Origin of the sequence: Sedimentitalea todarodis (assembly GCF_032595355.1) — a bacterium.
Taxonomy (GTDB): domain Bacteria; phylum Pseudomonadota; class Alphaproteobacteria; order Rhodobacterales; family Rhodobacteraceae; genus Sedimentitalea; species Sedimentitalea todarodis.
The window spans coordinates 80,518-101,017 of sequence record NZ_JASMWN010000001.1; the positions used below are offsets into that span (position 1 = coordinate 80,518).

General features: G+C 60.6%; 16 protein-coding genes. 9 read left to right on the plus strand and 7 right to left on the minus strand.

Annotation, left to right across the window (positions count from 1 at the left end):
• Positions 1-67: 67 nt before the first annotated feature.
• Genes QO231_RS00390 through QO231_RS00410 form a run of 5 tightly spaced genes read right to left on the minus strand, consistent with a single transcriptional unit; the run spans position 68 to position 6,268 of the window.
• Positions 68-406 carry a hypothetical protein gene (locus QO231_RS00390; protein ID WP_316771890.1) on the minus strand — a complete coding sequence of 113 codons (339 nt, stop codon included), beginning with the start codon at positions 404-406 and terminating at the stop codon, positions 68-70.
• The gene (locus QO231_RS00395; RefSeq protein ID WP_316771893.1) at positions 396-1,550 is read right to left on the minus strand and encodes an ABC transporter permease; all 1,155 of its coding nucleotides are present in this window, start codon (positions 1,548-1,550) and stop codon (positions 396-398) included. The genes QO231_RS00390 and QO231_RS00395 overlap by 11 nt, the downstream gene beginning before the upstream one ends.
• The gene (locus tag QO231_RS00400) at positions 1,547-2,575 is read right to left on the minus strand and encodes an ABC transporter permease (RefSeq protein ID WP_316771895.1); all 1,029 of its coding nucleotides are present in this window, start codon (positions 2,573-2,575) and stop codon (positions 1,547-1,549) included. Before QO231_RS00400 ends, QO231_RS00395 begins: the two co-directional genes overlap by 4 nt.
• Positions 2,575-4,503 (minus strand): ABC transporter substrate-binding protein, encoded by a 1,929-nt coding sequence (locus tag QO231_RS00405; protein WP_316771899.1) that lies wholly within the window; start codon positions 4,501-4,503, stop codon positions 2,575-2,577. The genes QO231_RS00400 and QO231_RS00405 overlap by 1 nt, the downstream gene beginning before the upstream one ends.
• On the minus strand, positions 4,496-6,268 hold the full coding sequence (locus QO231_RS00410) for an ABC transporter ATP-binding protein (protein ID WP_316771902.1): 1,773 nt from the start codon (positions 6,266-6,268) through the stop codon (positions 4,496-4,498). Before QO231_RS00410 ends, QO231_RS00405 begins: the two co-directional genes overlap by 8 nt.
• Positions 6,269-6,476: 208 nt before the next feature.
• On the opposite strand from QO231_RS00410, the gene QO231_RS00415 reads away from it, so the two are divergent.
• The 5 genes from QO231_RS00415 to QO231_RS00435 all read left to right on the plus strand — a co-directional run bounded on the left by QO231_RS00415 (position 6,477) and on the right by QO231_RS00435 (position 11,522).
• Positions 6,477-6,974 (plus strand): class I SAM-dependent methyltransferase, encoded by a 498-nt coding sequence (locus QO231_RS00415; protein WP_316771905.1) that lies wholly within the window; start codon positions 6,477-6,479, stop codon positions 6,972-6,974.
• Positions 6,975-7,124: 150 nt separating this feature from the next.
• The gene (locus QO231_RS00420) at positions 7,125-8,498 is read left to right on the plus strand and encodes a bifunctional enoyl-CoA hydratase/phosphate acetyltransferase (protein WP_316771908.1); all 1,374 of its coding nucleotides are present in this window, start codon (positions 7,125-7,127) and stop codon (positions 8,496-8,498) included.
• Positions 8,495-9,637, plus strand: a complete 1,143-nt coding sequence (locus tag QO231_RS00425) for an acetate/propionate family kinase (protein ID WP_316771910.1) — start codon at positions 8,495-8,497, stop codon at positions 9,635-9,637. Before QO231_RS00420 ends, QO231_RS00425 begins: the two co-directional genes overlap by 4 nt.
• Positions 9,638-9,651: 14 nt before the next feature.
• Positions 9,652-10,281, plus strand: coding sequence for a glutathione S-transferase (locus tag QO231_RS00430; protein ID WP_316771913.1), 630 nt, complete (start codon positions 9,652-9,654; stop codon positions 10,279-10,281).
• Positions 10,282-10,352: 71 nt separating this feature from the next.
• Positions 10,353-11,522, plus strand: coding sequence for an acetyl-CoA C-acetyltransferase (locus QO231_RS00435; RefSeq protein WP_316771916.1), 1,170 nt, complete (start codon positions 10,353-10,355; stop codon positions 11,520-11,522).
• 152 nt (positions 11,523-11,674) lie between these two features.
• Here QO231_RS00435 and QO231_RS00440 read toward each other — a convergent pair whose 3' ends face one another.
• Positions 11,675-15,088, minus strand: coding sequence for an indolepyruvate ferredoxin oxidoreductase family protein (locus QO231_RS00440; RefSeq protein ID WP_316771918.1), 3,414 nt, complete (start codon positions 15,086-15,088; stop codon positions 11,675-11,677).
• A 138-nt stretch (positions 15,089-15,226) separates the two neighbouring features.
• Between QO231_RS00440 and QO231_RS00445 the strand changes: the two genes are divergently transcribed.
• From QO231_RS00445 to QO231_RS00455, 3 genes are all read left to right on the plus strand, one after another.
• Complete coding sequence (locus QO231_RS00445; RefSeq protein WP_316771921.1) at positions 15,227-15,688, plus strand: Lrp/AsnC family transcriptional regulator; 462 nt, start codon at positions 15,227-15,229, stop codon at positions 15,686-15,688.
• 744 nt (positions 15,689-16,432) lie between these two features.
• Entirely contained in the window at positions 16,433-17,245 is an 813-nt protein-coding gene (locus QO231_RS00450) for a phytanoyl-CoA dioxygenase family protein (RefSeq protein WP_316771924.1), read from the plus strand.
• A gap of 27 nt (positions 17,246-17,272) precedes the next feature.
• Positions 17,273-18,061, plus strand: coding sequence for a potassium channel family protein (locus QO231_RS00455; RefSeq protein WP_394356551.1), 789 nt, complete (start codon positions 17,273-17,275; stop codon positions 18,059-18,061).
• Positions 18,062-18,074: 13 nt separating this feature from the next.
• Here the strand turns inward: QO231_RS00455 and QO231_RS00460 are convergent, their stop codons facing one another.
• Entirely contained in the window at positions 18,075-18,944 is an 870-nt protein-coding gene (locus QO231_RS00460; RefSeq protein WP_316771926.1) for a hypothetical protein, read from the minus strand.
• A 124-nt stretch (positions 18,945-19,068) separates the two neighbouring features.
• Here QO231_RS00460 and miaB point away from each other — a divergent pair, with 124 nt between their 5' ends.
• Positions 19,069-20,388 (plus strand): tRNA (N6-isopentenyl adenosine(37)-C2)-methylthiotransferase MiaB, encoded by a 1,320-nt coding sequence (gene miaB, locus QO231_RS00465; protein ID WP_316771929.1) that lies wholly within the window; start codon positions 19,069-19,071, stop codon positions 20,386-20,388.
• The last annotated feature ends 112 nt before the right edge of the window (positions 20,389-20,500 follow it).

The following is a 20,500-nucleotide window of genomic DNA, read 5'->3' on the forward strand; positions in this document are numbered from 1 at the left end:
GGGCAAATTTTAGATGATCGCGTGAAACATTATTACGCGATTGTGATATCCGGGTCGGCTATTGTTCCTAATCCGGGCATCCAAACGGGACAAACGTGCTGGCCATGCCCTCGTTCATCGACAGGATGGTGAGGAGGTTCGCCAACTCGATTTCCTCGGGCGACACCGCGCAAACCCGCATGTCTGCGGGGCAACCCAAAGTTATGAAATTCTGATGTTTTTCCAGAAATTCTTCGCTGACGACCGACGTGTCAAAGGACGCTTGCACATCCTGCCACGCGGCACTGTAGAGATCACATTTCTGGCGGGTCCAGTTGTCGGCAACTGCGTCCTGTCCGGCCACTCCGTCAGCCCATAGGGCAAGCAGGACGGCCATGGTCACAAGGCGGTGCAAGTCAGTCCGCATAGGGATCAAGCGAATCCCTCAACCCGTCGCCAAGGAAATTGAACGCCAGAACGATCACGATGATCGGCAACATGGGAATCGCCGTCCAGGGATAGATTTCGATGCTCGCAAGGTTCTGGGCATCATTCAGCATGACCCCCCAACTCACCGCCGGAGCGCGCAGACCAAGGCCAAGGAAGGATAGCGCGGTTTCGCCAAGGATCATCGCCGGAATGGACAGCGTGGCCGACGCAATCAGATGCGAGGTGAAGTTCGGCAGCAGGTGTTTGCGGATCACCCGTCCCGAGCTGGCGCCCATCATTTCGGCGGCCCTGACATATTCCTCTTCGCGCAGCGACAGGAACTTGGCCCGTACCGCGCGGGCAAGCCCCGGCCAGTCGAGAATGCCCAGGATGATCGATATGATGAAGAACACCGAGACCGGACCCCAGTTCGACGGCACCGCCGCCGACAGCGCCAGCCAGAGCGGCAGTTCCGGCAGCGATCGCAAGATTTCTATGACCCGGTTTATGACCCAGTCGATGCTGCCGCCGAAGTAGCCCGCGATGCTGCCAAAGCCGATGCCAAGGATAAAGGACACGGAAATGCCGATCAGACCCACCGTCAGCGACAGTTGCGCGCCGTAGAGAATGCGCGAGAACACGTCGCGGCCCAGCCGGTCCGAGCCCCAGAGGAACACGGTCGCCCCGTCCGGTGCGCAGAACAGGTGCGTTTTTGACGGGATCAACCCGGCCAGCCTGTATTCGGATGCCTCGCAGAAGAACTCCAGCGGCAGCGGGCGTGTCGTATCAGTCACGAATTTCCATTGGAAGGTCTCGAGATCGGCCTCTGCCACCGTCGGGTAGACGTAGGGACCGATGTACTCGCCCTCGTGGAACCAGTTGACCGATTGCGGCGGGGCATAGAGGAAATCGGAATTGCGCTCGTTCGGGGTGTAGGGCGCGATGAAGCCCGCCACCGGCAGCATCAGATAGCAGATCAGCAGGAAGATGCCCGACACGAGGCCCAGCTTGTGTTTGCGGAACTTGCGCCAGACCAGCAGCCATGCCGGGGCGTCGAGATCCTTGCGCTCGAGCTCCTGTATGTTGGCGACGGGGTCGAACGGTTCATCATCGACATATCGGCCATCGGGCAACTGGGTCATGCTTCGCGCCCCTCGTACCGGATACGCGGATCAAGCAGCACCAGCATCACATCCGAGATCATCGTGCCAATCAGCGTCAAGAGCGCCACGAACATCAGGACGAACCCTGCGAGAAACTGATCCTGCGTCTTGAGCGCGGTCAGCAGTGTCGGCCCGATCGTCTGAAGGCCAAGCACCACCGACACCAGAACCGAACCGGAAATCATCGACGGCAGAAGGTTGCCGATATCGGCGACGAACGGGTTGAAGGCCATGCGCAGCGGGTACTTCGTCAGCATGCGCGGCGGACTCATTCCCTTGGCGATGGCGGTTTCCACATAGGGTTTGCCCAGTTCGTCCAACAAGTTGGCGCGCAGCCGCTGCATCATCGCCGCAGCCCCGGACGTTCCGATCACGAAGGTCGGGACGATCAGGTGTATCAGGATGGATTTAACCTTGTCCCAGGTCATTGGCTGACCTTCAAAAACCGGGTCCATCAGGCCGCCGATGGGCAGGTCAAAGTACTTGTGACCGTAGTAGAACATGATCAGCGCCAAGAGAAAGTTAGGGGTGGCGAGGCCCAGATAGCCGACAAAGGCCGATGTGTAGTCGACCCAGGTCTTGGACTTCGCCGCGGCCAGAACGCCAAGCGGCAAGGCGATCAGGTAAACGAACAGCACCGCCGCGAGGTTGACCAGCACGGTCAGCCAGAGGCTCTCGCCGACGATATCGGCAACCGGGCGGTCAAATTCAAAAGACCAACCGAAATCGCCCTGAACCAGCCCGGAGAACCCATTGGGTCCGGGAATGAAGCCGATCCAGATCAGGTATTGCTGGTAGAGCGGCCGGTCCAATGCGTATTCCTTGCGCAGGAATTCGGCCTTGTCGATGCCTGCGGACTGGCCGGTGGCGCGCAATTCGGCAATCTGGTTGGACAAGTAGTCGCCGGGGGGCAGGTTGATGATCAGAAACACCAGCGCCGACACCACCAGAAGCGTCAGCAGCATTGTGGCAAAGCGATAGAGCGCGTAGCGCAGAATGCTCATCAATCGGTCCCGTCAGGGGCAAAATAGAACTCGTCAGGCCGGTGAATGCCGAAATGCGCGCCCGGATCCCAGGCCCAAAGCGCCTTTTCCGGAACGTTGCGTAGCCGCTTGTTGACCACCACGGGCTGCGGTGCTTCGGAAAGCGTGCCGATGGCAAACACATTGTCGGCGTGGATTTTCAGCATCTCGACCCAGGCCGCGCTGCGTTCTTCGTCGTTGGTGGCAAGCTCCCAGTCATGGAGCAGTTCCATCAGGCGTATCGTGGGTTCCATGTCGGGCGCTTCGCCGGCCTCGTGATTGGTCTGATAGTATTGACCCCATTTCGGCCAGGCGAAAAACACCTGATCTGTGGGCGCGAGATAGGCAGGCGACGTATAGGGCCGCGGGATGCCATTGTCCCATCCGTACCAGACCGACGCCATCGTCTCGCCGGAATAGACGCGGTTGCGCAGAATATCCCGATCCAACGGTCGCATGATCAGCTTGACCCCGATGTCGCGCCAGTCATCGGTGATGATTTGCAAGGCGTTTTCAACCTCTTGGCGTTCGCCTGCGGTTTCGATCACGATTTCCATCTGCCGGCCATCCGGCAAGAGCCGGATGCCATCGCCCCCACGCTGATCCAACCCGGCCTCGTCGAGCAGCGCATTGGCCGCCTCGGGATCATGGGCGGCCCATGCGTCGCGGTTTTCCTGCGTGAAGAACGGACTGGCGGGCAGCACGCTCATCGCGCCGGGTTTGGCCAGGCCGAAGTAGAGCGCCTTGTTGATCGTGTCGCGGTCAATCGCCAGCGACAGGGCCCGGCGTACGTTCACGTTGCGCAGCACGTCGCGCCAGGCAGGATCGTTATAGTTCAGGTCGAGATAGATCGCGATCTGCGACGCTACGGCATTGCCCCAAAGCAACGTGCGGTAATTGCCGCCATCGGCCTCGCCCTTGCGCAGGATCGAAATGTCGCGAAAGTCGAGGCCGCGCGCCTGAAGGTCGGTCTCTCCGGCATTGGCTTTGGCCGCAATCAGACCCGGGCTGACAATTTCCATTTCGACGACGTCAATGTAGGGAAGCTGTATCCCGTTCGGGTCAATGCGGTGGTAATACGGGTTTCGGACAAACAGATGGCGGATTTTCTTGCCCGAGCTCGAGTTTATCCAGGGCTGTAGTGTTGGCAATTCGTGATTGTCGAACTGGTACATGTTGTCCAGCTTGTTGTGCAGCGACGCCCAACTGCGGGCGCGGACATCATCGATCGCCTCGGCGAGAGCTTCGGGATCGGCATAGTCACCGTGATACTGTTTCAGAAAATGCGCCGGGCGAAAAATGAAAGGCGGACGGGCCTGTGCCAGATTGGCGAGGAAACTCGGGTTCGGGCGCTCCCATTCAAAGACGATGGTCGTCTCGTCAGGAAAGGTGACGGTGGGCAGTTCGCCTTCGATGCGCAGGAAATCGGGCGGTCCCGACGGACTGAGCATTTCGTTATTGGCGACATCATTCCACCAGTACTCAAAATCAGCCGAGGTAAACGGCGCGCCGTCGGACCATTTGTGGCCCGGACGCAGGCGCAGGGTAAAGACCCTGTCGTCTTCGACGTCGTAGGACAGCAGCAGATCCGGTTGCAGTTGATAGTTCGCATCATAGCCGACCAGCCGCGAATAGCCGTAAACGACCATCTGGCGGATGTCCTTGCTGCGGCTGACGAGGGTCTTGAGCGTGCCACCCTGAATGCCCGGCGTTCGTCCGCGACTCTCCAGATCGACGATGAGCGGCTCTGACGGGAGGCGCTCGGCAATGGGCGGCAGATCGCCACGATCAACCTCAGCGGACCAGAAGGTGCTTTCGACCAGATCGGGAAGGGCTGGTGCGGCCAACACCGGCGCGGCCAACAGTGAAATCGCAGCCCCCAGCAAAAAGCGACGAGTTGAGTCAAACATGACAACGTACCTTGTGACCGGGTTCCATTTGCGTGAGCGAAGGTATCATGGTGTTCGAAAAACGAAAGGCCTCGGGCCATGACTCCGGCGAGCCGGCCCCTTGCGCCACGAGCTTGAGATTGATCGGCCGGTCTATGTCTGGTTCCGGCTGGGCCGCGATCAACGCTTTGGTATAGGGATGCTGCGGATTGTAGAACAGCGTCTCTGGCGGCGCCTGTTCCACCACCAGCCCCTGTCGCATGACGGCGACTTCGTCCGCGATCCGGGCGACCACCGCGAGATCATGGCTGATGAACAGATAGGACAGGTTCATCTTGTCACGAATATCCTCCAGCAACGTCAGGATCTGTTCCTGAACGCTCACGTCAAGCGCGCTGGTCGGTTCGTCGCATACGAGCAAGGCCGGGTCGAGCATCATCGCCCGCGCAATCGAAAGCCGTTGCCGCTGGCCGCCCGAGAAAGCATGCGGATAGCGTTGCAGCATGTCGGGGTTCATCCCGACCGCGCGCAACCGCTCTTCCGCCATATCGCGACGCTCAGATCGAGTTCCGATGTTGTGAATGTCCATCGGTTCGGTCAGGGCATCGAGAATGCGCATACGCGGGCTGAGTGAGGAATAGGGGTCCTGAAACACCATCTGCGCCTGTTTCTGGAACGCGACCCGTGCGGCCCTGTCCATCTTGTGAACGGCGATTGGCGCACTGTCGGGGCCGGCCCGAAACAGCACCTCGCCGCCCTCGTCGGGCGGTTCCGCCCCAAGCGCAATCCGAGCGGCGGTGGTTTTGCCTGATCCGCTTTCCCCGACAATCGCCAGAGTCTTGCCCCGCGGCAGGTTCAGATCAACCCCGCGGCAGGCATGGATCAGCAGGTCGGGTTTCCACATCGACTGGCTGCGCATTGTATAGGTTTTGGAAACAGAGTTCAGTTGTAGGATCAGATCGCCCTGCTCAAGCGGCGGCGCCAGTTTGGGTTCGCCCGGAATCATCGGCGCCGCGTCAAACAGCTGTTGCGTATAGGGATGAGCCGGGGCGCCCAGCAGGGCTACTGCAGAGCCGGATTCCATCACCCGGCCCTTGTTCATCACGACGACCTGTTCGGCCATGTTGGCGACAACGCCCAGATCATGGGTCACCAGGATCATCGCCATGCCCATTTCCGCCTGAAGCTCTTTCATCAGGCCAAGCACCTGTGCCTGTGTCGTCACGTCAAGCGCCGTGGTCGGTTCATCCGCGATCAGCAGATCCGGCTGGCAGACCATGGCCATTGCAATCATCGCCCGCTGGCGCATGCCGCCGGACATTTCGAACGGATAGGAGTCATAGGCGCGTTCCGGATCGGGAAATCCCACCCTTTCGAATTTTTCGAGCACGATACGTCGGGCCGCGCTTTCGCTGATGCTGTTGTGCAGCCAGAGAACTTCGCTGACCTGATTGCCGATCTTGTGCAACGGAGACAACGAGCGCATCGGTTCCTGAAAGATCATCGACACCGCATCACCACGAATGTCGCGCATCTTGCGCTCTTTCAGACTGGTCAGTTCCAGCCCGCCGCTGCGCCCGTTCAAAGTGATCTGGCCGCTGCGGATCTGGGCGATACGGGGCAGAATGCGGAGGATGGCGCGGCAGGTCACGGTCTTGCCCGATCCCGATTCTCCGACAAGGGCCAACGTCTGACCGGGCATCACGTCAAAGCTGACATTCTTGACGACATCCGGCCCGTTGCCAAAGCCAATGCTGAGATCCTTGACCGACAAGAGCGGCGTCATTCAGGCGTTTCCGTCTGGCTGTATCTGAACCGCATTATGTCCCTGTAAACCTCAACTCTGCTCCCAAGCTACTTTCACTTGGTGGAGTGTCAGTAGTCAAACATGAATTTCCCTCAAGACACCAGAGCGCGGGAAATCGCGGGCCGGGTCTACACATTGACGCTGTTCTTTGTCATGAGGGCAACAGCCGGATCAAAGAGGACATCCCATGACCAGCCGCCTGGACCTTTTCATCGACCGTATGGTGTCGCAACGCGCATGCCTTGACTTTGCGATCGCGGAAACCGCCGTGATGCAGGGACCGGTGTTCGAACTGGGTCTCGGCAACGGGCGGACCTATCATCACATGCGCAACCGCATTCGGTCACGGAATATTTACGTCTTTGAGCGCGCGGTGGCATCGCACCCGGACAGCACGCCGCCGGAAGAATTCACGATTCTCGGTGATGTGAACGCGACATTGCCCGAAACGTTGTCCCGGATGGGCGCGGTCGCAAGCCTGATCCATGCCGACCTGGGCGGGCATAATCGGGAAAAGAACGATATCTTCGCGCGCAAGGTTTCGCCGCTGATCGAGCCGCTGCTCGCACCGGGCGGCATGATGGTGTCCAGCGACAGAATGTACTTTGCCGACCTTGCCGAGGTTCCGTTGCCCGAAGGTGCGGTGCCGGAACGTTGCTTTGTCTATCAGAAACCGCACGGCTGAAGCTGGACCAGTCTGAGTTCCGATCCAGGGTCGTTGTGATGCTACAGAATGCGGCTGAAATGGTCTTGCCGGCTGGTGCTTGCCGCCAGGAGTGGCCTTGCGCGTTCAAACCCGCTAGGCCTTGGTAAAGCCAGTTCTTGCGGGGGGCTCATGAAGAATATTCCATATGACGATCTTGTCATCGGCATGGAGGCAGAGGTTTCGCGCCTGTGCCGTGCCGATGACCTCTATGTGTTTGCGAACGCGTCGGGAAACCTGAACCCGATGCATTTGCCCAAGGCCGATGGCGATGGCGATGGCGAGCCGGAATCCATCGCCCCATCGATGTGGGTCGCGTCTTTGATCTCGGGCGTTCTGGGGTGTCAGTTACCGGGGCCGGGCACGCTGTACCGTCGGCAAACCCTGCGCTTCGTCGGCCGCGCACGGGCGGGCGATACCCTGACGGTCAAGGTGCGTTTGGTGGCCAAGGGGGACGACCGCAGGGTTCGCTTTGACACATGGGTCGAGTCGGCGGATGGGTCGCGCATCGTCGAAGGCGAGGCCGAGGTGATCGCACCCGAAAGGTCCGTCCGGTTCGACGCGACGGATGTGCCGGGACTGACGGTTCAAAGCCACCGGCATTTCGATCGGCTGCTGGAACTGGCGGAACCCTTGCCCGCCATTCCCACCGCCGTGGTGGCGCCGGAGAAGCCTGATGCCTTGGGGGGCGCCATACTGGCCGCTCAACACACGCTGATCGACCCGATCCTGATCGGACATCCCGACCGGATCGCCGAAGCGGCAGAGGCCGAAGGCATAGACCTCGCGCCGTATTGCCTCGTCGAGGCCCGTGATCACCGGCTGGCGGCACAGGCGGCGGTCCGCATGGTGCTCGACAAACAAGCCGCTGCAATCATGAAGGGGCATCTTCATACCGACATCCTTCTGGGTGAAATCGTCAAGCGCGAAGGCGGCCTGCGGCGGGGCGGACGGCGGATCAGCCATGTATTCGTGATGGATGTGCCCGGTCTGGATCATATCTTGATGGTGACGGATGCGGCGATCAACATCGCGCCCGATCTCAGAACCAAGGCGGACATCATTCAGAACGCCATTGATCTGGCGCTGACGCTGGGCATTGAACAACCCAAGGTCGGTGTTCTGTCGGCGGTAGAAACGGTGAACCCCGCAATTCCGTCGACACTGGACGCGGCAATCCTGTCCAAGATGGCGGATCGGGGACAGATTACCGGCGGTTTGGTCGATGGTCCGCTGGCGATGGACAACGCGGTCGATCTGGGCGCGGCTGCGACCAAGGGGATCACCTCGCTGGTGGCGGGCCGCGCCGATATCCTCGTCGCGCCGAACATGGAAACCGGCAACATGCTGGCCAAGCAACTGACCTTTCTGGCCCAGGCCCGCGCCGGCGGTGTCGTCATGGGCGCCAAATGCCCGATCATCCTGACGAGCCGGTCCGACGATGAACAATCGCGCCTCGCATCCTGCGCCATTGCAGCGCTGAATGCATCGGGAGGTGCGGCATGAGCGCGGTCCTGACGTTGAACGCCGGGAGTTCGTCGTTGAAATTCGCACTCTATCGCGCGGCGTCGGAACCCGAGGTTCTGCGATCGGGACAGGTCGAAAATATTGGCCCGGTTGCACGCCTGTCGCTGCGGGGTGGTGCTCCTCGGGAAATCGGCCCGGCCGATCATGTGGTTGCGGTGCGCGCCATCTTCACCGCGCTGGAAGGTGCTCTGAAAGGGCAACAAGTCGAGGGCGTTGGTCATCGGATCGTGCATGGTGGCAAGGCGTTTGGTGCGCCTGTCGAGCTGACTGAAGAGGTGCTTGCCCAGCTTGAAGCACTGATCCCGCTCGCCCCGCTGCATCAGCCAAACAACCTCGCCGCAGTGCGCGCGGCGCAGGCCGCGTTTCCGGACGCACGGCAGATCGGCTGTTTTGACACCGCATTTCACAGAGGCCATCCTTTCGTCAATGATGCCTTTGCACTTCCCCGGCGGTTTTATGATCAGGGCGTGCGCCGCTATGGGTTTCACGGTCTGTCCTATGATTACATCGCAGGGGTTCTGAAACGCGACTGGCCCGAGCTGGCGCAGGGCAGGGTGGTGATCTGCCATCTTGGCAACGGGGCTTCGATGTGCGCCGTGGCGCAGGGACGCAGCCGGGGTTCGACCATGGGGTTTTCGGCTCTGGATGGCCTGCCCATGGGCACGCGCTGTGGCCAGCTTGACCCCGGCGTCCTGCTCTACCTGATGGCGCAGGGGATGACCCACGCCCAGATCGAACACATGCTCTATTCCGAGAGCGGCCTGATGGGCCTGTCCCAGATCAGCAATGACATGCGCATGTTGTTGCAGAGCGAAGATCCGCGCGCCGCAGAGGCGATCGACTACTACGTCTTTCGCATCCGGCGGGAAATGGGCGCGATGGCCGCCGTGCTGAACGGCTTGGACGGCGTTGTCTTTACCGGTGGCATTGGTGAGAACGCCGCCCCAATCCGGGCGCGCGTGGTCGAGGGGATGGACTTTCTGGGCCTGCGGCTGGACGCTGACGCAAACGCGGCGAGTGCCGTGTCTGTCGGCGCCGGGGCGGCCAAGATTCTAGTGATCAAGACCGATGAAGAGCGTGTGATCGCGCGCGCCGTTGCCGCCGCACTTGCCGCCTGAGTGAAAGGAAACACATGCTGTTCTACGACTGTTCGACCGCCCCCAGCCCGCGCCGCGCGCGCATGTTTCTCGCTGAAAAGGGGCTGGAACCAGAGACCCACGATATCAGCATTGCTGAGGGGCAGCAGCTGCAGCCGGAATTCCTCGTCGTCAACCCACGTGCGACACTGCCTGTTCTGGTGACCGATACCGGCACGACCCTGACCGAAAATCTCGGGATCGCCGCCTATCTCGAGGCCCAACATCCGGAACCTCCGCTGATGGGGCGGACGCCCGACGAAAAGGGACTTGTCCTGATGTGGAACGCGATCGCCGAACAACAAGGAGGCCAGCCAATCGCCGAGGCATTGCGCAATTCCAACCCGCATATGAAGGATCGTGCGATTCCGGGTCCGCAGAACTATGAACAGATCCCCGAGCTGGCCGAGCGCGGCAAGGCGCGCGTGGGCACGTTTTTTGATGTCCTTGAAGAGCGACTTCAGGAAAGCCCGTTTCTCGCCGCCAATCACTTTACCCTGGCCGATATCACCGCGTTCGTGTTTGTCGACTTTGCACGGGTCATCAAGATGCGTATTCCCGAGGTCAACACAGCGAGCCGCTCCTGGTTCGACAATATCGCCGCCCGCCCAAGCGCCTTGCAATAGGGTCGAGATGATCACGTCTGCAATCTGTGGGTTTCGGTCCGCAGAGCCACATTCCGGAGGAGAAATCGCTCATGCCCGAAGCCTATATCGTCAGCGCCACCCGCACCGCCGGAGGCAGGCGTGAGGGTCGCGTGTCGGGCTGGCACCCGGTTGATCTTGCCGCCGCCGTACTGGACGAGACCGTCGCCCGCGCAGGCGTTGCGCCCGATGCCGTGGATGACGTGATCATGGGATGCGTCAGCCAGGTCGGCGAACAGGGCCTGCATTTCGGGAGGAACGCGGTGCTCGCCTCGAGCCTGCCCGAAAGCGTGCCCGCCGTCACCATCGACCGGCAATGCGGCTCGTCCCAGCAATCCATCCACTTTGCCGCGCAGGCGGTCCTGTCGGGGACGCAGGACATGGTGATCGCTGCCGGTGCAGAGAGCATGAGCCGCGTGGCCATGGGGTCGACCGGGCGTTGGGCCCGCCGCGCCGCTCCGGGCAGCCCGACCAGCCCTAAACTCGCGCGCAATTACCCCGAGGTGATTTTCAGCCAATTCACCGGGGCCGAAATGATCGCCGGTAAATGGGATCTGTCCCGTGCCGATCTGGATGCCTATGCGTTGCAAAGCCACCAGCGCGCAGCACAAGCAACGGATGCCGGAGCGTTCAAGTCCGAGATCCTGCCGCTCCGGATTCAGACCGAGGGCGGTGCCGATCTGCACGACATTGACGAAGGCATTCGCCGCGATGCCACGCTCGCCAGCATCGGCGCGGTTCGGGCGCTCAGCGACGATGGCGTGATCACCGCCGCCAACGCAAGCCAGATTTGCGATGGTGCGGCTGGCCTGATGATCGCGTCCGAAGCGGCGGTGAATTTCCACAACCTGACGCCACTGGCGCGTATCCATGCGCTCACTGTCACGGCAGGCGATCCCGTGATCATGCTCGAAGAACCGCTCTATGCCACCGACCGTGCCCTGGCCCGTGCAGGGCTCACGATCGACGATATCGACCTCTTCGAGGTCAATGAAGCCTTCGCACCGGTCCCTCTGGCCTGGCTCAGACACACCGGGGCCGACCCCGACCGGCTGAACGTGAACGGTGGTGCCATCGCGCTTGGCCACCCGCTTGGTGCCTCGGGAGCAAAACTGATGACGACACTCATTCATGCCCTGCATGCCCGTGGCAAACGCTATGGGCTGCAAACCATGTGCGAAGGCGGAGGCATCGCCAACGTTACCATTGTCGAGGCGCTTTGAGCCTCCCATTTTCTTGCTGAAAATATCCCGGGGAGCGCGAGGGGCAGCGCCCCTCGCCCGTCGCGTCGCCATAGGCGGCGCAAGTCCTCTCGCCAAGTGATGGGATCCTTGCAAGTATCACATCACTTGGCTTTGAACGGCCGGTCCGGAGATCAGGACAAGGTCGCCATCAGGTCCGCCACTTCCTGTTTCGCAGTGGCGGCCGCTTGTTGGCGGACGGGACCATAACCGCGAATGTCGTCTGGTGCGGATAGAACCTGCATGCAGGCGGCACGCGTTTCGGCTGACCAGGCGGCTGCCACACGCGGCAGCAGGGTGTCGTACCAGGCCAGCAGGTCGCAATGCATACGCGCCTCCTCATGATAGCCAAACGGGTTGAGCACCGTCCCGCGAAGCCCTTTCATCCGTGCCAGCAGCTTCAGGCCGGGCGTCACCCAGGCCCCAAAGGCACGCTTCATCGGGCGACCGCGTGCATCGGTTCTGAGGCTGAGCAGGGGCGGTGCAAAGTGATAGCTGACCTTGAAATCACCCTCGAACTGCGCCTTCAACTCATCTGCAAACCGTGCATCGGTGTGCAGGCGCGCAACCTCGAACTCATCCTTGTACGCCATGAGCTTGAACAGGGATCGTGCGGCCGCGTGCAGGGCCTCCTCGGGCATCGCGGGACGAAGGGCGTCCAGCCGATCACGGTACCGCGCGGCGTAAGCATCATCCTGATAGGCGCTCAGGAACGCGGCGCGTCGTTCGATCACTGCGTCCAGCGTTTCTTCCTCGGGCGACTCTTCGCCGAGATGGGCTGCAAGTTGCTCGGGTGCCGCCGCCAGAACCCGGCCAAGCGCAAAGGCTGTCCGGTTCTGCTCGATCTGGACCCCGTTGAGCAGGATCGCCTGCTGCAAACTGCCATCGCTGACCGGGACCAGCCCTTGCTGCCACGCGTATCCAAGCATCATCACGTTGGCATAAACCGCATCCCCGAGCAGGCGTTCCGCCGCGCGATTGGCGTCGAACGCCGACAGGTTGGCAGTCCCGATGGTGCGCGCGATCAGGTCTTCACGCTCCTGTGTTCGCAACGAGGCATCGCGGTGCAACACCAGGTCGCCGGTCGGCATTTCTGCCCGGTTCAGAACCATGCGGGTCTGCGGCCCATAGTGCAGCGAGGCCTTGGGTGCCGAGCTGACCACGATATCGCAACCTATGACGGCATCCGCCGCACGCGCGTCGATTCGAACCTGATTGACCGCTTCGGGGCGGTCCGCCAGCCGGATATAGGACAACACCGTTCCAAATTTCTGCGCAAACCCGGTAAAATCCAACACCGATGATCCGCGCCCTTCCAGATGCGCCGCCATGGTGATCAGCGCACCGACCGTCACCACGCCGGTGCCGCCAACGCCTGTGACCAGCAAGTCGAAAGGCTCCTTCAGCGATGGCAACCTTGGCGCCAGCAACCCGTTTGTCAGCGCCGGAAGATCAAGATCGACCGCCTCGGGCTTGCGCCGTGTCGCACCGGTGACGGTGACAAAGCTGGGGCAGAACCCGTTGAGACAGGAGAAGTCCTTGTTGCAGGAATTCAGGTTGATCTTGCGCTTGCGCCCCAACGGCGTTTCGCGTGGCTCGACCGAAAGACAATTGGATTCAACCGAGCAATCGCCACAGCCTTCACAGACCAGATCATTGATCCAGGCGAATTTCGGCGGGTCCTCCAGCGTGCCGCGCTTGCGGCGGCGGCGTTTCTCGGTGGCGCAGGTCTGCTCATAGATGATGACGGTAACGCCAGGGATGTCGCGCAACTCCCGCTGCACGATGTCCAGTTCGGCGCGGTCGTGAAACGAGGTCCGGGACGGGAAGTCAGAGCGGTTGAACTTTTCGATGTCATCGCTGACCAACGCGATACGTTCGACCCCCTCGGCGCGACAGGTTTGCGCGATGCCGGTAACCGAAACCGGCCCATCGACAGGTTGCCCGCCGGTCATGGCGACCGCATCGTTATAAAGAATCTTGTAGGTGATATTGGTCTTCGCCGCGACCGCCTGCCGAATGGCAAGACTGCCGGAATGGTACCAGGTGCCCTCGCCGAGATTCTGGAAAATGTGCTTGCCGCCGTTGAACGTGCTGGCGGCAGTCCATGGCACGCCCTCGCCGCCCATCTGGGCATACCCGACGGTGTTTCGGTCCATCCAACTGGCCATGACATGACAGCCGATGCCGCTGGCAGCAGTGGACCCTTCGGGCACCTTGGTGCTGGTGTTATGCGGACATCCCGAACAGAAGTAAGGGGTACGGGTGGCACCCGGCACGTTCAGCAGAACCGGGGGTGTCTCGGTCAGCGCCTTTGCCTTTGCGGGCAGGTTTTCATCGGGAAAGAAGCGATTCAGCCGGGCGGCCACGATGGGCGCGAGCAACTGGGGCGACAGCTCGCCTGTCCACGGGATCAGCGGGTTCATATCGGCATCGTATTTGCCGACCATCTGCTCGGGCTTGGCGCCTGGCCAGTCATAGAAATGTTCCTTGAACTGGCTTTCTATGATGCCGCGCTTTTCCTCGACCACCAGCACCTCCTGTTTGCCGGACACGAAATTCAGCGCGTCGCGATGGGCGAGCGGCCAGACCATGCCCACCTTGTAGATGTCGATCCCAAGGCGGCGGCAGGCCGTTTCGTCCAGCCCCAGCAGACGCAGCGCCTCCATCAGGTCGAGATGCCCCTTGCCCGTCGACACAAAGCCGAACCTCGCATCCTTGATGTCATAGATGGCGCGGTCGATGGGGTTGGCTTCGACAAAGGCTTCGACGGCCTTCAGCTTGTGGCCGATGCGGGTCTCGATCTCCGGGCTGGGCAGATCTGCGCGGCGCACGTGCAGGCCGCCCGGCGGGCCGGTGAAGTCGGGTTGCGCAAAGACGCGGTCCGCCTGCAAGGCAACCGAGCGGGCGGATTCCACGGTTTCGGAGACTGCCTTGAAGCCCACCCACGTGCCGCTGAACCGGGACAGGGCGATGCCGTACTCGCCATATTCGAGGTATTCTTCGACCGAGGCCGGATTCAGCGTGGGCATGAACCACGCCATAAAGGCCACGTCGGACTGGTGCGGCATCGAGGATGACACACAGCCATGATCGTCGCCCGCAACCACCAGGACGCCGCCATTTGGGGCCGACCCATATGCGTTGCCGTGTTTCAGCGCATCACCTGAGCGATCCACGCCCGGCCCTTTGCCATACCACATCGAGAACACACCCTCGACCTCGCAATGGGGATCGAGAGTGGCTTGTTGAGCGCCCAGAACCGCGGTGGCGCCGAGGTCCTCGTTGACGGCGGGCATGAAGGTGATCCGGGCCTCCTGCATCCGCGACTTTGCGCGCCAGAGTTCGAGGTCTAGCGCCCCGAGCGGGGAGCCGCGATAGCCGGAGATGAAACCCGCCGTGTTGCGCCCGGCCGCCTTGTCGCGCCGTGCCTGATCCAGCATGATCCGCGCCAGCGCCTGGGTTCCCGTCAGAAAGACGCGCCCCTGCGTCTGTGCATAGCGGTCGTCGAGTTGGTAGGTAGAGAGATTCGGGTTTGGGTGGGTCACGGCAGCCTCCTGCGGTCTTTGACCCTGTACGATACCGCATTGTGTTTGAAAAATCCTGCCAGACTCGTGTGGAATGGCTTGTGTTTTCGGACAAATCTTTCAGTAGTTGCCGGACATGCGATAAACTGGACCAGAATGATGCAGATTGATGACCGGGATCAGCGAATTCTAACGCTCTTGCAGAAGGATTGCAGACTCTCCAATGCCGAATTGGCCGAAGCAGTCGGCATGTCGGCATCGGCGCTCTGGCGGCGCGTGCGTAGCCTGGAAGAGGCGGGTATCATCGAACGATATGGCGCACAGGTGAACCCGGCACAAATGGGGTTTGGGTTTCACGCCATCGTGCATGTTCATCTGACCCGGCATGATCACGAGGGAACAGAGGCGTTCATTGCCGCCGTACAGAACCGGGCAGAGGTACAGGAATGTTATGCCACAACCGGTCAGAGTGATTATCATCTGCGGGTGCTGTGCCGCGATCTGAATGGGTTCAACCGGTTTCTCGAAGAGTTCCTGTTTCGACAGCCGGCAGTGGCCAGTGCCCAGACAAGCGTGGTGCTGCGGACGGTCAAGCGCAGCGGGCCGGTGACGGCCTGCTGAATGTCTGACGCAACACGAAACCGGGCCCTGTCGGCAATCATCCTGTCAGATGTACTCTGCCGGACCCGGCGATGCACCGAGGGGCGGACAGGGTGGCAGACGGTCCGATTTCCTGCCGGGTCATCAGGTTGTCCTGTTGCAGCAGGCGCAGAATGGCAAGATCAGCGGACTAAACACCTAGAGTGAGGTCATGGCTGATGTACCATTTCTTCGGAAGCGCGAAAGACACCTGATGATGTGCCTGAAGACTGAAATGCGCGCCTGCCAGACGCTTTGCACCTGCGCGATGCATGTGAACGACGTGTGCAGCGTTTTGCCGACACTATCCGATAGGATCGAAGCCGAAATGTAACGCATTGCGGGCGGGCTTTGCGGCATGGGGTGAGGGCAGTGGTCTCCTATGTGCGAGAGTTTGTGCCGCTAATCGACGACGCGGACCTGACCCAAACAGCGGCAAAGGCGATGCGAACGGGTTCAGACGATGTAACAGGCATGTCAGCGACAAGCAGCGCGTCCGAGGATTTGCCCGCTGTTTGGACGATGTGCCGGGTTGTTTCATCTATGCGGACGCTGGCGAGGAATTGGCCCCCTGCACAGTCTGGCCTACGATTTCGACGATGACTCCAGATGCTTGAGATCCGGGTGTATTCGGCGATTGTACGTCATCGGCATGCGCCGAAGGCTTGATATTGCCCGCACGTGCCGCAATGCTGGGTCATGCACTTTCCGAACAGGAGCCCGGTCATGCCGCACCCGATGCTGACAGAAGAGGATATCGAGAGCTATCAGCGTGATGGGGTGGTCTTGATCCGGGGGCTGTTCGCCGATCATGTCGAGACCCTTCGCGCGGGCATCGCCGCCAACATGGCAGAGCCCGGCCCATATGCATCGGAGAACCGCAAGACCGGGCATACTGGTCTATTCTTTGATGATTACTGCAACTGGACCCGCATACCGGAATTTGCCGAGGTAATCCGCATGTCTGAGGCGGCGGCGGTGGCAGCGGATCTGATGGGCTCGGACAGCGTGCAGATGTTTCACGACCATGTTCTGGTGAAAGAGCCGGGAACCTCGATGGCGACGCCGTGGCATCAGGACGGTCCGTATTACTTTGTGCAAGGGCGGCAGACGGTCAGCTTCTGGTCGCCGCTGGACGCGGTCAGCGACGCCTCGCTGCGCTGTGTCGCCGGGTCTCATCACTGGCCCAAGGATGTCCTGCCGACGCGCTGGGTATCTGACGAAGGGTTCTTTGCCGATGAAGGGCAATACATGCCTGTCCCCGATCCTGAGGCCGAGGGGATGCGCATTGTCGAATACGCGATGCAGCCCGGAGATGTGGTTGCCTTCAACTACCGGACCCTGCATGGCGCGCGTGGCAATACCAGCAGTGCGCGTCGGCGGGCCTTTTCGCTGCGCCTGGTCGGGGATGATGCGCGTTACACCGAGCGTCCCGGTCCAACATCGCCACCCTTTCCGGGACATCAGATGAAACCGGGCCAGAAATTGCGAGAAGACTGGTTCCCGGTCATCTGGACGCGGCAGGGAACTGCGGCATGACCGCTTCGCGGTGTGCGGGTGGCATGGGTGTCTGACACGCGAATGGATGACCTGAAACAGTCTTTGACGGCTCTCTATACCGGCTCATCTCGGCGGGCCCAGATTTTTCGCTATTGCCTGATCGCATTTGATGCGGTCACAATCCTCTTCTTTCTCGTTTCTGCGCCCATGCGGCTCTCACCGGGCATGGAGATCTTCAGCGCATTGATCGGCGTTCTGATTCTCGCGGATTTTTCCGCGCGTCTCTGGATCGCGCCGAACCGGCGCCACATGCTGCTTCAGGTCTATGCGATCGCGGATGTGATCGTCATTGCCAGCCTTCTGCTTGCTCCTTTCTTTCACGAAGATCTGGCATTCTTGCGGGTCCTGCGGGCGCTGAGGTTGATCCAGTCCTACCACCTGCTGCATGACCTGCGCAGGGTCAGCACGTTTTTTCGGCGCAACGAGGACATGGTCATCGCCTTGATTAACCTGCTGGTCTTTGTGTTTTTCACCGCCTCGTTGGTCTTTGCCCTGTTCAGTGAGAGAGATGCCGGTTTCGAAGGTTACGTCGATGCGCTCTATTTCACGGTGACCACGCTGACGACGACCGGCTATGGTGACATCTTGCCAACAACAACGGGACAGAAGCTGTTGGCGGTGTTCATCATGGTCGTCGGTGTCGCGTTGTTCGTGCGGCTGGCGCAGGCTCTAATTCAACCGGCGAAGGTCAGCTACAAATGCCCGACCTGTGGCTTGCTCAAGCATGATCCCGACGCTGTCCATTGCAAGCATTGCGGCGAGACGCTGAAGATCGAGACGACCGGGATGAGCTAGGGGCTGACCGGCGCTAGAACCACTGCCCCGGCTCCATCAGCCCCAGATCCATCAACTGGCGAGACCGCCACTGAAACCGCTTGGAGTTGCGCCACTGAAAGCTGTGGATGACAAAGGCTGAACCGGGGTTGCGTTTCAGCGCCTTGGCCGCGCGAAACGAACAGATGGCGGCGGTCAGGTTGTGATGCCAGGGGCAGGAGACGGTGTTGTACTCAGCGTCATTGAACGTGTGATCCGGCAACAACCGCAACCCCTGTTGCGCACGAAACAAGGATACTCTGTCGATCTTGCGACTGCCCCAATCCACGTGTTCCTCAAAGCGCCAGCGCAATCCGCCAAAGAAATCCATTTGTCGCTCAAGCGGCTCACCGGTGTCCGGAGCGCAGCGCGTCAAGGCATAGTACCCCTGTTGATCCAGGCAGGATTCGTCACGCGATACAGCGTCAGGATACTTGCCGAGGTCTTCGGCGTAGAGATCCACCACATAGGTCAACATCGCATCCCGGCGTTCCTCGGCATGAAAGGCGAGCAATTCGCCCACGCTGCGCGATTCACAGAACGGATAGAACAGGTATTCAGCGTTGTAGCAGTAGAAGAACCATGTTCCCGGTGCGGCCGCGGCGATGATCTGGTTGATCGCGTCAAACACGATACCGGGAGTGGTACATTCAAAACTGATGCGCCGCACCCTGTCCTCGATCTCGGGCGGCAACGCAAAGGTATCGGGCATGAGGGCCAACACCGAACGGAACCCCTGGTCAAGATGATGGGACAGGGTGCTGGCCAACTCGGTATCATCCTCGGCAAAGATCAGCGCAATTGGTCCCATTGCCAGCGCATCCCTGTCGCCGGAAACAAACACATCCAGAGAAATATACGGCATGTTGGCAATCCCGGTGCGACCTGCTGGCAGATTTTCGCAGAATCGGTTAATTCCGCGTGCATTGCAAGGCGACAGCAAACCGTCTAATGCAGGCTGCTGAGCAAACCCTCAAAAGGCAACGCGCATGACGGCCCCCAAGAAACTGTTCATCAAGACCTATGGCTGCCAGATGAATGTCTATGACAGCGAGCGCATGGCCGAGGCCCTGGGCGGGCAGGGGTATATTGAGACTCAAAACGCCGATGATGCGGATATGATCCTGCTGAACACCTGTCATATTCGCGAAAAGGCGGCGGAAAAGGTCTATTCGGAATTGGGCCGTTTCAAGGGGCTGAAAGCGGAAAACCCGGATCTGAAGATCGGGGTCGCCGGCTGTGTCGCGCAGGCCGAGGGCGAAGAGATCATGCGCCGCCAGCCGCTGGTCGATCTAGTGGTCGGGCCGCAAAGCTATCATCGCCTGCCCGAGATGGAGGCACGGACCCGCACCGGGGAAAAGGCGCTGGATACGGACTTCCCCGAAGAGGACAAGTTCGAGAAACTGAAATCGTGGCCCAAGGCAGCGCGCGGGCCGACGGCCTTCCTGACCGTTCAGGAAGGTTGCGACAAGTTCTGCGCCTTCTGCGTGGTGCCCTATACGCGCGGGGCCGAGGTGAGCCGCCCCGCAGACCGCATCCTGACCGAGGCCCGCGATCTTGTGGAGCGGGGCGTGCGGGAAATCACCTTGCTGGGCCAGAACGTAAACGCCTATCATGGCGCGGGTCCGGGCGGAGACCTGACGCTGGCACAACTGATCTGGGAGTTGGACAAGATCGACGGGCTTGCGCGCATACGCTTTACCACATCGCATCCCAACGACATGGCCGATGATCTGATCGAAGCGCATGGAACCTGCTCCAAGCTGATGCCCTATCTGCATCTGCCGGTGCAATCGGGCAGTGACCACATTCTGAAACGGATGAACCGCAGCCACACCGCCGACAGCTATCTGCGCCTGATCGAACGCATCCGTACTGCGCGCCCTGATATCCTGTTGTCGGGTGACTTTATTGTTGGATTCCCCGAAGAGACCGAGGCCGATTTTCAGGCCACGCTCGATCTGATCGAAGAGGTTGGGTATGGCTATGCCTATTCCTTCAAGTATTCGACGCGCCCTGGAACACCCGCCGCAGAGCGGCCACAGGTGGAGGAGGACGTCAAATCCGACCGTTTGCAGCGCCTTCAGGCCCTGATCACCCACCAGCAACGCGCAGTTCAGGACAGTATGATCGACAAGGAGATCAGCGTATTGTTTGAGAAACCCGGGCGGCAAGAAGGGCAGATGGGCGGTAAATCCGAGTATCTGCACGCAGTCCATGTTGCCAACGCCAAGGTGAACGTGGGTGATATCCGCAAGGTTCGTGTCATCGGGTCCGGAACCAATTCGCTGAGCGGCAAACTGGTCTGAAAGGTTAACGGAAGTACCTTTTCTGCCCAGGTCGTGTGCGACGCACCGGTCGGATGTTACAATTGCATGAAATTCACGCGCAATCGCTTGCATGGGCGCACGGAACTTGGCA

What these genes read in the sequence shown, in the direction of transcription:
- QO231_RS00450 (WP_316771924.1), top strand. Translation starts at nt 16,433, where the DNA reads ATGCCGCACCCGATGCTGACAGAAGAGGATATCGAGAGCTATCAGCGT.
- QO231_RS00445 (WP_316771921.1), top strand. Translation starts at nt 15,227, where the DNA reads ATGCAGATTGATGACCGGGATCAGCGAATTCTAACGCTCTTGCAGAAG.
- QO231_RS00390 (WP_316771890.1), bottom strand. Translation starts at nt 406, where the DNA reads ATGCGGACTGACTTGCACCGCCTTGTGACCATGGCCGTCCTGCTTGCC.
- QO231_RS00420 (WP_316771908.1), top strand. Translation starts at nt 7,125, where the DNA reads ATGAAGAATATTCCATATGACGATCTTGTCATCGGCATGGAGGCAGAG.
- QO231_RS00460 (WP_316771926.1), bottom strand. Translation starts at nt 18,944, where the DNA reads ATGCCGTATATTTCTCTGGATGTGTTTGTTTCCGGCGACAGGGATGCG.
- QO231_RS00400 (WP_316771895.1), bottom strand. Translation starts at nt 2,575, where the DNA reads ATGAGCATTCTGCGCTACGCGCTCTATCGCTTTGCCACAATGCTGCTG.
- QO231_RS00435 (WP_316771916.1), top strand. Translation starts at nt 10,353, where the DNA reads ATGCCCGAAGCCTATATCGTCAGCGCCACCCGCACCGCCGGAGGCAGG.
- QO231_RS00410 (WP_316771902.1), bottom strand. Translation starts at nt 6,268, where the DNA reads ATGACGCCGCTCTTGTCGGTCAAGGATCTCAGCATTGGCTTTGGCAAC.
- QO231_RS00395 (WP_316771893.1), bottom strand. Translation starts at nt 1,550, where the DNA reads ATGACCCAGTTGCCCGATGGCCGATATGTCGATGATGAACCGTTCGAC.
- miaB (WP_316771929.1), top strand. Translation starts at nt 19,069, where the DNA reads ATGACGGCCCCCAAGAAACTGTTCATCAAGACCTATGGCTGCCAGATG.
- QO231_RS00405 (WP_316771899.1), bottom strand. Translation starts at nt 4,503, where the DNA reads ATGTTTGACTCAACTCGTCGCTTTTTGCTGGGGGCTGCGATTTCACTG.
- QO231_RS00425 (WP_316771910.1), top strand. Translation starts at nt 8,495, where the DNA reads ATGAGCGCGGTCCTGACGTTGAACGCCGGGAGTTCGTCGTTGAAATTC.
- QO231_RS00415 (WP_316771905.1), top strand. Translation starts at nt 6,477, where the DNA reads ATGACCAGCCGCCTGGACCTTTTCATCGACCGTATGGTGTCGCAACGC.
- QO231_RS00430 (WP_316771913.1), top strand. Translation starts at nt 9,652, where the DNA reads ATGCTGTTCTACGACTGTTCGACCGCCCCCAGCCCGCGCCGCGCGCGC.